Here is a 10,517-nt window from a genome sequence, read left to right as displayed (position 1 = left end):
ATGTCCAAAATTTTGTTTCGTTCACTAACATATGTTAGCTAATAAAAACTATATTGATTACGTTTTGCTTGTTCAGTTTTCAAGGTTCATTTTGTCGCTCCGTATTTCAGCAACTCTTATATAATACCATCTTTTCAAATCGATGTCAACAATTTATTTTAATTGTTTTTTGTTTTATATAAGTTGTTTCAGTTGTTATCTTAACGACTCTTATTACTATATCACAACATTTACAGTTTGCAAGTCTTTTATAAGAAAAATATTAAAAAAGTGATTCCTAGCACACCTGGAATTCCTAATATTGCAATTGTGAATACTGAAAACAGGTTAATAGGGACATTATAACCGCCATATCCAACACCTAAATGGATAATGAATAATAATAAAAACGCAAATGCAAATCGGAACCAAAAAACAGATATCCCTTCTAATACTTTTCCTAATTTAACATGCCTTCCTACTATATAAAGAAAAAGAAGCGCTACAGGCACACAAACACTTACAATTACGATCCACGGCATCCAATTGCCTCCTTCGATAATAATTATGTAAGTTTATGATTCCCATGTCGCTTCTATAACTCTCGACTACTATTTAATTAACACTCGCCGAATTCTAGCTTCTTTAAATAAATAGAAATGTATACTTTCAGCAGCTTTCCGTTGAGCAATAATCTCTAAATCATAATCATTTAATAATTCTTCAATCACTTTCGCTTGCTGTAAATCTTCTTTTGTTTCTTTAATGAGATTCACAAGCTTTTCATCAAATTCTTTTTTTAGCTTTCCTTTATTGCGGAAGAACATCTCAATCCCTCACTCATAACTCTCGACGGCCTTCCATTGCCTTCGATAACGTTACTTCATCAGCATATTCTAAATCTCCACCTACAGGTAATCCATGCGCGATACGAGTTGTACGGATACCTGATGGTTTGACAAGACGAGAAATATACATAGCTGTCGCTTCACCTTCAATAGTAGAATTCGTTGCTAAAATAAGCTCCTGTACAGTTTCATCTTGTAGTCGAACTAAAAGCGAGGCTACATTAATATCCTCTGGACCGATACCATCCATCGGCGAAATAGCTCCTTGTAGCACATGGTACTTACCATGGTAATCACGCATTTTCTCCATTGCAATAACATCTTTAGTATCTTGGACAACACAAATTACTGAAGCATCACGTTGTTTATCCGTACAAATATGACATGGGTCTATATCGGTAATATTGCCACAAACAGAGCAATAGCTTAAATTACGCTTTGCCTCTATTAAAGCTTTAGAAAAGGATAGAACATCATCCTCTTTCATTGTTAACACAAAAAACGCCAGACGGGCCGCGGTTTTTGGCCCGATACCTGGCAATTTCATAAAACTATCGATTAATTTAGATATTGGTTCTGGGTAATACATATTGTTACCTCCTAGAATGGAAGGTTCATGCCTTGTGTGAATTTACCCATTGTTGCATTTGTTTTTTCTTCCACTTTTTTAAGTGCTTCATTCGTTGCAACAACAATTAAATCCTGTAGCATTTCGATATCGTCAGGATCTACTACTGAAGTATCAAGATTCACTTCTACAACTTCGCGTTGACCTGTAACTGTTACTTTGACCATACCGCCGCCAGCAACACCTTCAAATTGTTCTACATTTAAAGCTTCTTGAGCTTCCATCATTTCTTTTTGCATTTTTTGCATTTTCTTCATCATGCCTTGCATATTTCCCATTCCACGCATAACCTATTCCTCCTAAGTAATCAGTCTTCAACAATTTCAATAAAATCCTTACCAAATAGCTTTTCCGCTTCCGTCACAAGTGGATCTTGTGATGCAAGTGGTTGTGCATCATCGATAAATGGTTCTTCTAGCATTTCTGCCGGTGGTGGTTCTAATAATTCAACATTCGGATCATCATTAACTAGCTGTTCTTTCTTTTGTTGTAAACCGTGATCACGAATGAACTCTTCACGCAACTTTAACCAGGTTTCTTCAGGTGCACAAAGCATTTCATACATCGTGCCCGTTTGACCTGCAATTAATTGTGTAAATTGTGCTTTTAGCATTTGATTATCAGCAACCATTTGACAATGAATATCATACTTGAATTTTAACACAAAAGCACTCGAAGATGCCGCAACAGGTTCAGCTTCTGCTAAAAGTGCTGATTGTGACTTTTGCAATTGATTTAACGCTTGCGCCCATACAGCTTTTAAACGCTGCACATCTTGCTTTGTCGCATCTTTAAGCACTTCTTGAATACGACCAGTAGGTGCTTTGTAGCCGTTTGGACTTTTTGCGCGAGGACGTTGTTCTTTTGCAGCTTGAACAGATTGTGATGGTGCCCCACTTTGTAATTGCGCTGACAATTGTTGCACCATTTGTTCAAGTGCCACTATTTTTTGTGCAAGCTCTGGACTCATTGTCGCTTCACTTGACGTAACGTTGTGATTTACTACGCCACCTGAAAACTGAGTCATTTTCAGCAATGCTGTTTCCAAATAAATTTTTGTATGATGAGAGAAACGCATTTCTTGTTGTGTTTTCGCTAATATATCAATGTATCCATAGAGCATATCCGGAGCAAAATCATGCGCCAACGCAAACACACGCTCTTCCGGTGATACTAGCTCTAACAGTTCAGCTAAATTCTCACTCGTTTGCAAAAGAAGTAAATCGCGGAAAAATGTAATTAAATCTTCTGACAAACGCAATGGATCTTTCCCATCTGCAATTAGCTGTTCTAAAAGCGCAAGCATTTGTGCTACATCTTTCACCTTTAAAGCTTCTGCTAAATCATAGAAAACATCTTGGCTAATAGAGCCAGTAACTAAAAGCGCATCTTCAAGTTTCAGCATCTCACCACTGAAGGATACAACTTGATCTAGCAAACTTAATGCATCACGCATACCGCCAGCAGCTGATTGTGCAATTACTTTAAGTCCTTGTTCTTCAAACGGCAGCTCAATGTCTTCTAATACAACCTTCATACGCTCAATAATATCGTTGGTTGAAAGTCGTTTGAAATCAAATCGTTGGCAACGTGAAATAATCGTTGCTGGTAATTTATGAGGTTCTGTTGTTGCTAAAATAAATACCGCGTGTGGTGGTGGTTCTTCTAACGTTTTTAAAAGCGCATTGAAGGCACTTGTAGACAGCATATGCACTTCATCAATGATATACACTTTAAACCTGCTACTTGCAGGTGCAAAACGTACTTTTTCAATAATGTCACGTATTTCTTCCACACGTGAATTAGAAGCCGCATCAAATTCAATAACATCCGGATGTGAACCATCTGTAATACTTAAACAAGTCGCACACTCATTACACGGTTCGCTTGCTGGAGCATGCTCACAGTTTAAAGCCTTGGCAAAAATTTTGGCTGTACTTGTTTTCCCGGTTCCACGAGGTCCTGAAAACAAATATGCATGAGTTGTTTTATTCGCTAGGAGAGCATTTTGCAGCGTTCTTTTGACATGTGCTTGACCTGACATTTCTCGGAATGATTGTGGTCTATACACACGGTAAAATGCTTGATACGTCAATGATTTCCTCTCCTCTTCTTTTTAAATATTAATAAAACCATTATAGCATCGGCTACCTTGTTTATAAAACAGTGGCCTTTTTTAGAATATAAAAAAAACGCATTCGCCTACAGTAGACGAATGCGTTCGAATTGGCAATTTAATGCCGTGCACCTTTCTTCGACAGCCGCACATAAGCGTTACTCTTGTCGTTAGCTCAGATTAGGCAACCCCGCGGCACATGAATAAGGCCACTTAATGCTGCTTCCTTCCGGACCTGACATGGTTCATGGGTATCCATTGCGCAGGACCCAATCGTCAACACTACGTGCAAAAGGCAGACCAAACAATACGGACAGCCTCGAAAAAGGAATTCAGTCTCGCTAGAGCGGATTGCGAGTTACAGGACACCGCTACCTTCCCACCTAGCACGGCAATAACTAGTATACTTTCAGTTTTCATAAATTGCAACGAATTGCACAAATTATTTAAGTTCGCTCTTATGAAATAGTATAAGTATTATAAACAAACATTATTTTTTTAAAAAAGATGTTGACGGGGAAATTAAAACATGATAAATTAGTTCTTGTCGATAAGACAGCACAGCAATATAACATGGAGGTATACCCAAGTCTGGCTGAAGGGATCGGTCTTGAAAACCGACAGGCGGGTAACACCGCGCGGGGGTTCGAATCCCTCTACCTCCTCCATTTTTTAAAATACCGACTACATAATGTAGCCGTTTTTTTTTGCTCAAAATTGTATGTCATACTTATTAAATACCACTTCCTTTTAGGTTGTGGTATTTTTTTATTAGCTATTTTGCTCTACTAATAATTTAGGGAGGATTTTAAATATGTACTCGAAGTTTTTTTTATCTCGCACTTCCCTCATATGGATTTTATTAATTGCCATATTAACTGCTCTTGGTAGTGAAATTAAAATTATCCCATTCGCTAATACTTCTTTTCGTTTTGGATTAGGAACTATAATTTTCTTTTTATGCACACTGATTAAACCAACACCTATTATTTTTGCTGGCATCGCAACAAGCATTGTAACTACTGCTTTACGTGCGGCTATTAGTTTCTATACACAAAACATATCAATATTAGAAGGTATTTATATTCATTTACCTGCAGCTACATTTTATTTATTATTTGCAATATGTCTGCAATTTTTAAATATCCATCAATATCGTGAAAAGCCACTTAAGTTAGGATTACTTGTAGCGCTAAGTGAGGTTATTAGCAATTTAGCGGAACAGTTGCTACGTTTCTTTGTACAATCGTATACAATTTTATTCATTCATGACTTACTCATCCTATTAGCAGTTGCTTTGTTGCGAAGCTTTTTTGTTGTCGGTATTTATAGCTCTATTTTAATTGCTGAGCAAAAAAAGCGCGTACAAGAAATACTTACTATTGGTTCAGACTTATATGTAGAGACACTTTATTTAAAGAAATCTATGAATCATATTGAAGCAATTACCGCTAATGGATTTGATTTATATCGCCAATTAAAAGCTCAGGGCAATCGCTCAGAAAGTATACAGGCACTTCATATTGCCCAGGAAATTCATGAGGTTAAAAAAGATTCCCAACGTATTTATGCAGGTATATCTAAAATTGTCGGCGATAAGAGCTTTGGCTCGCTAAGATTATCAGAATTATTACATTATATAGAAGACGGTAATAGTAAATACAGTGAATTACTCGGTAAAGATATTCAATTTAACATTACTTTAAAGACCGATTTTCTAACGAATGAGCATATCGCCCTTCTAGCACTTTTAAACAATTTAACTGCCAATGCCATTGAAGCAATAGAAGGACAAGGTGTCATATCTATTGATATTCAGCAACAAGAGGTTGATACTGTAATAACAGTAAGTGATGATGGAAAAGGAATCTCCGAAAGTGATCTTTCTATTATTTTTGAACCTGGCTATACGACAAAATATAATGTCGAAGGTGTAGCAGCTACAGGAATTGGACTTTCACATGTTGCTGAATTAATTTCTAAATTAAACGGCTCCATTTCAGTTGAATCAAATAACTTTAAAACAGTGTTTAAAATTAAAATTCCTACGCAAACTATTCAAACGGGAGAGACTTAAATGAGGTATTTTATTGTAGATGATGATCGTGCAAGTCGCGTGATGCTAAAACAAATTATTGAAGATAGTGGTTTAGGTACAGTCATCGGCGAAGCACGTAATGGAGTGGACGCCATTCCTCAAATATTAATGACACAGCCAGAGTTTGTGCTAATCGATTTACTAATGCCTAAGCTTGATGGTATAGCTACAGTGGAGCATCTTCTTCAAAATCGATTTGAAGGACAGTTTATTATGATTTCTCAGGTTGTAAATAAAGAAATGGTTGGCGAGGCGTATGAACAAGGTATTGACTTCTTTATCCATAAACCGATTAACCGTATTGAAGTTGAAAATGTTTTACGTAAAACTACAGAACAATTTCGCCTAAAAAACTCTCTTTTAGTTATTCGGCAATCGCTGACTAACATCGATCTAAGTGAGCAGATAAACAATAAGGCCACATCTCGAGATCATATCCAATCTATTTTAAATGATATGGGTATTGTCGGTGAGATTGGCAGCGAGGATATTATAGCGATTATTGAAACATTGCTAGCACATCAACATAAGATTGCACCACTTCCTCCTTTAAAAGAGCTCTATGAAGAAATAGCAGCTGTTACGAAGGCCACTCCAGATGAAATTTTAAAAGAGAGCAAAGCCATTGAACAGCGGGTGCGTCGAACAATTTTAGCAGCTATGATTAATCTCGCCAATTTAGGGGTAGTCGATTATACAAACTCAGAATTTGAATATTATGCACCTCGATACTTTGACTTTAAAGAGATTCGTCAGCTCATGACACAGATTGAAGACCACGGAAATCGCAAAGCAAAGGTCAATATCAAGAAGTTTATACAGGTGTTATATTCAGACATTTTAACAAAAGTAAATTAATTTTCTCGGATTTTGTCGGATTTTATAAGTCCTCCGTATTATTAAAGTAAGGCATGTCCTAAAAATTTTAATATAGGGGAGGAATTAAGATTTTGAAAAAGAAATTTAAACTCAGTTTAGCCGCTCAGATTCTAATCGGTTTAATTTTAGGGATTATTGTTGGTGGTATCTTTTATGGTAACCCCAAAATTGAGACATATTTACAACCACTAGGAGATATTTTTCTACATCTAATTAAGATGATTGTGGTACCTATTATCATTTCGACTTTAATTGTTGGTGTTGCTGGAACTGGAGACATTAAACAGCTCGGAAGATTAGGCGGAAAAACGCTTATTTACTTTGAAATTATTACAACAGTAGCGATTGTTGTTGGATTACTTTCAGCAAACCTGTTTCACCCAGGTGCTGGCATAAATATGAACGAACTTTCGCAAGGGGATATTTCGAAATACGTTACAACAACTGAAGAAGTACAGCATGAAGGACCATTCGATATTATTGTAGGCATTGTACCAACAAATATTATTCAATCAATGGCTGAAGGCAATATGCTTGCTATCATTTTCTTCTCTGTTATTTTTGGTTTAGGGGTAGCTGCAATTGGAGAACGAGGAAAACCAGTTTTAGACTTCTTCCAAGGTGTAGCAGACGCGATGTTCTGGGTAACTAACCTTGTAATGAAATTCGCTCCAATTGGAGTATTTGGTTTAATCGGTGTAACCGTTTCCAAATATGGGTTTGCTTCCCTCATCCCACTTGGTAAGCTTGCAATACTTGTTTATGCAACGATGATATTCTTCATCTTCATCGTACTTGGCCTTGTAGCAAAATTTGCAGGAGTCAACATTTTCTACTTGATTAGAGTATTAAAAGACGAATTAATTTTAGCGTTCTCCACTGCTAGTTCGGAAGCCGTATTACCACGCGTAATGCTGAAAATGGAGAAACTAGGTGCACCGAAAGATATTGTTTCCTTTGTTATTCCTACAGGTTATTCCTTTAACTTGGATGGTTCAACATTGTATCAAGCGATCGCTGCATTATTCATTGCCCAAATGTATGGTATTCATTTAAGCATTGGGGAACAAATTACGTTAATGCTAGTATTAATGGTTACATCTAAAGGGATTGCAGGTGTACCAGGCGTATCATTCGTAGTATTACTTGCAACTTTAGGTACTGTTGGTATTCCAATCGAAGGCTTAGCATTCATTGCAGGTATCGACCGTATTCTTGATATGGGACGTACAGTAGTAAACGTAATCGGTAACTCTTTAGCGTCATTAGTAATGGCGAAATGGGAAGGCCGCTTCGATAAAGAAAAAATGAAAAACTACTTTAAAAACAATGAAAATTTAGCTTAATACCAGAAAAAATCCTCACGATGGATGGACTAATGCATCGTGAGGATTTTTTTACTTTCCTAGTACTTTATCTAAATAAGCAATAATAGACTCTTTGCCATTTGCATGTGCTTCTTGTACGCGCACTTCGTCTTTTTCTACTTTAAGCTCAGCGGCCGCTACAATGCGCTCCGCATCCTCCTGTGGGACAACAATGACGCCATCGACATCTCCTATAATATAATCACCAGGCTGCACTGTTACACCGCCAATAGCAATTGGCACATTGACTTTACCACCACCATTTTTATTGCCAGCAGCAACAGTAGTTCCAAGAGCAAATACAGGGAAATCCAGCTCTCGAATCGCAGCAATATCACGAATAACACCATCTACTACAAAGCCCTGTACACCAATACCCTTTGCTAAAGACATAACAAAATCCCCTGCAACAGCTCGATTTGTATTCCCCTTTGCATCGATAACTAAAATATCGCCTTCATGAGCAGCTCTAATTGCTTCAAGTACAGCTCCATTTTCCCCGTCTGGTAAACGTACAGTAACAGCTCGCCCTGCTATTTTAAAATGATCCGCTAACGCTTTAATATTACTACGTAAATTTGTATGGCCCCCGGTTGCATCTGAAATTGCTGTAGTTGGTAAATGTTTAAAACTTACTTCCACCTTTGTCATGCACAACACCCCTATTATGATTTATGAAGCCCTTCCACAATTATTGTAAATAAAAAGCAGCTATTATTTCAATACATTTAGGAAACTTATGGAATTATTCATTGATGAAAATAGATGATTCCACTTATAAAATGGCTTATTCCTCGGTATCCTACCTACCTAACCACTTTTATTAGAAATAAAAAAGCCTGAGGCATTGTTGGCATAATTGCCACTTGCCGCACGCTTGTTTTAAATTATCTCAATAAATTGTTTTGAACGTTCATCTAATGCCTCTGCAGCAGAGGCAATTTCAGCGAAATCACTTGTCGTTACATTTATTTGCCCATTGGACTTTTCAACTTCTTCAGAAATTCGTGTAATGCTTTCCGTAACTTGCTCGATTTCACGAACGATTCCTTCTACATTTTCTTTTACTTCTGAAATGGATTGCTCAACTCTTACTGAAAGTTTCCTAACCTCTTTCGCTACAACATCAAAACCTCTTCCATACTCACCAGCTCTTGCTGCTTCAATTGCTGCATTTAAAGCGAGTAAGTTTGTTTGAGATGCAATACCTTGAATGGTTTTTACAATACCTTTAATAGATTCCGCCTGATTTTGTAATTGGACAAGATTTTTTACATTCTCTGAAGATTCCTTCGATACTTGTTGAATAGTTTCAAGTAAACTTTCACTATTTTTGATGCCTGCCTCTGAACGACTATAAAGCTCGGTGGACATTTGCTTCAACTGATCTGCTACATTGACTATCGTTTTTTGACGATTAGTAACATTCGTTGCGATTTTTGATACGCCAATGACTCTCCTTGAGTTATTCTCAAATACAGGCATGTAGGTCGCCTCGAGCCAAACACTATTGCCTAGTGCATCCATTCTCTCAATTTTATCCTGATAGCTATTACCTGCTGCAAGGTTGCGCCAAAATTTTTCATAGTCAGGGCTTTTTAAAAATTTAGGAAAACAAAATTCTCTATGGTCTTTTCCTATCATTTGCTCTACTGAATAGCCCATTGTTTTAGCAAACAGTTCATTTACATAAGCCACTTTACGATTCATATCAAAACGGATAATAGCTATATTGCGTTCTATTGCTTGAACGACTAAACCATCTGTGACTTGTGTATCATTCTTTTTCATTCAATCCACCTCCATAAGCCCAATTTACTATTGCGAGTCATCCTGTACTTTATTTTGCAAAATATTACATTGTTATATATTATAATATAACTAAATACATATTAAAAATACTATAAATTTTCTTTATTGGTACTATAATCATACTATTTTCTTATTCTATCAATGCTAAAACCTCTTCTGCTGTTGTGGCTACACGAATTAATGCTTTGTGTTCTGCGCGGATAAAGCCCTCCTCTAACATTCGATTAAAATGCTGTAGCAGTGCATCATAAAACCCATTTACATTAAATAAAATAACTGGCTTTCCATGCAATCCAATCTGGGCCCATGTAAATACCTCAAAATATTCATCCAATGTACCGCCACCACCCGGCAACGCAATAAAGGCATCGGCTAAATCCACCATTTTTGCCTTTCGTACATGCATTGACTCTACGAAATGAATTTCAGTTAATGAAGCATGAACGACTTCTTGTTTTTGTAAATGGGTCGGCATTACGCCAATAACTTCTCCACCTGCTGATAATGTAGCGTCTGCAACTTTCCCCATTAACCCTATTTTAGAGCCTCCATATACAACACCATGGCCATTTTGCGCTAAAACCGTTCCTAATTCAGTTGCTTTTTCAGCATAGATGGGATTAACGCCTAATCCTGAACCACAATATACCGCGATTTTCATACTCATTCCTCCTATTACAAAAGACGTGATAACAATAGGCTTCGTATTGTCTCACGTCTTTTGGTCTTTTTATTTTTTATTTAGCTTTACAATTTTTACTTTAAGAACAAGTCATGACTTGTTTTATGC

11 protein-coding genes, 1 tRNA gene, 1 other RNA gene and 1 pseudogene are annotated in these 10,517 nt (G+C 36.9%); 4 read left to right on the top strand and 10 right to left on the bottom strand.

Going from position 1 to position 10,517, the window contains the following annotated elements; genetic code table 11:
• Nucleotides 1–248: 248 nt before the first annotated feature.
• The 6 genes from ACIQXJ_RS24015 to ffs form a co-directional block, all read right to left on the bottom strand.
• Entirely contained in the window at nucleotides 249–521 is a 273-nt protein-coding gene (locus ACIQXJ_RS24015; protein WP_340821472.1) for a pro-sigmaK processing inhibitor BofA family protein, read from the bottom strand.
• A gap of 69 nt (nucleotides 522–590) precedes the next feature.
• A complete protein-coding gene (locus ACIQXJ_RS24010) occupies nucleotides 591–806 on the bottom strand; it encodes a YaaL family protein (protein ID WP_401015101.1) in 216 nt (71 codons plus the stop codon).
• A gap of 13 nt (nucleotides 807–819) precedes the next feature.
• Nucleotides 820–1,416, bottom strand: coding sequence for a recombination mediator RecR (gene recR, locus ACIQXJ_RS24005; protein WP_228134235.1), 597 nt, complete (start codon nucleotides 1,414–1,416; stop codon nucleotides 820–822).
• 11 nt (nucleotides 1,417–1,427) lie between these two features.
• Nucleotides 1,428–1,742 carry a YbaB/EbfC family nucleoid-associated protein gene (locus tag ACIQXJ_RS24000; protein ID WP_228134234.1) on the bottom strand — a complete coding sequence of 105 codons (315 nt, stop codon included), beginning with the start codon at nucleotides 1,740–1,742 and terminating at the stop codon, nucleotides 1,428–1,430.
• 20 nt (nucleotides 1,743–1,762) lie between these two features.
• Nucleotides 1,763–3,550 carry a DNA polymerase III subunit gamma/tau gene (gene dnaX, locus ACIQXJ_RS23995; protein ID WP_403058597.1) on the bottom strand — a complete coding sequence of 596 codons (1,788 nt, stop codon included), beginning with the start codon at nucleotides 3,548–3,550 and terminating at the stop codon, nucleotides 1,763–1,765.
• A gap of 145 nt (nucleotides 3,551–3,695) precedes the next feature.
• Nucleotides 3,696–3,963: signal recognition particle sRNA large type (ffs, locus tag ACIQXJ_RS23990), an RNA gene on the bottom strand.
• Nucleotides 3,964–4,146: 183 nt separating this feature from the next.
• Here ffs and ACIQXJ_RS23985 point away from each other — a divergent pair.
• The 4 genes from ACIQXJ_RS23985 (at nucleotide 4,147) to ACIQXJ_RS23970 (ending at nucleotide 7,894) form a co-directional block, all read left to right on the top strand.
• A tRNA-Ser gene (locus tag ACIQXJ_RS23985) sits at nucleotides 4,147–4,239 on the top strand.
• Nucleotides 4,240–4,385: 146 nt separating this feature from the next.
• Nucleotides 4,386–5,648, top strand: coding sequence for an ATP-binding protein (locus ACIQXJ_RS23980; RefSeq protein WP_403058594.1), 1,263 nt, complete (start codon nucleotides 4,386–4,388; stop codon nucleotides 5,646–5,648).
• On the top strand, nucleotides 5,649–6,527 hold the full coding sequence (locus tag ACIQXJ_RS23975) for a response regulator (RefSeq protein ID WP_340821479.1): 879 nt from the start codon (nucleotides 5,649–5,651) through the stop codon (nucleotides 6,525–6,527). It abuts the gene before it with no gap.
• A gap of 92 nt (nucleotides 6,528–6,619) precedes the next feature.
• Nucleotides 6,620–7,894, top strand: coding sequence for a cation:dicarboxylate symporter family transporter (locus tag ACIQXJ_RS23970; protein WP_340821480.1), 1,275 nt, complete (start codon nucleotides 6,620–6,622; stop codon nucleotides 7,892–7,894).
• 51 nt (nucleotides 7,895–7,945) lie between these two features.
• Here the strand turns inward: ACIQXJ_RS23970 and ACIQXJ_RS23965 are convergent, their stop codons facing one another.
• From ACIQXJ_RS23965 to ACIQXJ_RS23950, 4 genes and pseudogenes are all read right to left on the bottom strand, one after another.
• Entirely contained in the window at nucleotides 7,946–8,566 is a 621-nt protein-coding gene (locus tag ACIQXJ_RS23965; protein WP_403058591.1) for an RraA family protein, read from the bottom strand.
• 231 nt (nucleotides 8,567–8,797) lie between these two features.
• Nucleotides 8,798–9,289 (bottom strand): methyl-accepting chemotaxis protein, encoded by a 492-nt coding sequence (locus ACIQXJ_RS23960; protein ID WP_403058603.1) that lies wholly within the window; start codon nucleotides 9,287–9,289, stop codon nucleotides 8,798–8,800.
• Between the two features lie 42 nt (nucleotides 9,290–9,331).
• A pseudogene (locus ACIQXJ_RS23955) lies at nucleotides 9,332–9,706 on the bottom strand (PAS domain-containing protein); the annotation flags it as partial.
• 151 nt (nucleotides 9,707–9,857) lie between these two features.
• Nucleotides 9,858–10,388: an LOG family protein gene (locus ACIQXJ_RS23950; RefSeq protein WP_403058588.1), complete on the bottom strand. Its 531-nt coding sequence runs from the start codon at nucleotides 10,386–10,388 to the stop codon at nucleotides 9,858–9,860.
• Nucleotides 10,389–10,517 lie beyond the last annotated feature (129 nt).

Origin of the sequence: Lysinibacillus sp. NPDC097868 (assembly GCF_044761135.1) — a bacterium.
Classification (GTDB): domain Bacteria; phylum Bacillota; class Bacilli; order Bacillales_A; family Planococcaceae; genus Lysinibacillus.
The sequence above is the reverse complement of the archived record's forward strand: the minus strand, read 5'-3'. Positions and strand labels throughout refer to the sequence as shown.

Coding starts and splice junctions, on each gene's coding strand:
- ACIQXJ_RS24000 (WP_228134234.1), bottom strand. CDS start 1,742: ATGCGTGGAATGGGAAATATGCAAGGCATGATGAAGAAAATGCAAAAA.
- ACIQXJ_RS23950 (WP_403058588.1), bottom strand. CDS start 10,388: ATGAAAATCGCGGTATATTGTGGTTCAGGATTAGGCGTTAATCCCATC.
- ACIQXJ_RS23980 (WP_403058594.1), top strand. CDS start 4,386: ATGTACTCGAAGTTTTTTTTATCTCGCACTTCCCTCATATGGATTTTA.
- ACIQXJ_RS24010 (WP_401015101.1), bottom strand. CDS start 806: ATGTTCTTCCGCAATAAAGGAAAGCTAAAAAAAGAATTTGATGAAAAG.
- ACIQXJ_RS24015 (WP_340821472.1), bottom strand. CDS start 521: ATGCCGTGGATCGTAATTGTAAGTGTTTGTGTGCCTGTAGCGCTTCTT.
- recR (WP_228134235.1), bottom strand. CDS start 1,416: ATGTATTACCCAGAACCAATATCTAAATTAATCGATAGTTTTATGAAA.
- ACIQXJ_RS23975 (WP_340821479.1), top strand. CDS start 5,649: ATGAGGTATTTTATTGTAGATGATGATCGTGCAAGTCGCGTGATGCTA.
- ACIQXJ_RS23960 (WP_403058603.1), bottom strand. CDS start 9,289: ATGTCCACCGAGCTTTATAGTCGTTCAGAGGCAGGCATCAAAAATAGT.
- ACIQXJ_RS23965 (WP_403058591.1), bottom strand. CDS start 8,566: ATGACAAAGGTGGAAGTAAGTTTTAAACATTTACCAACTACAGCAATT.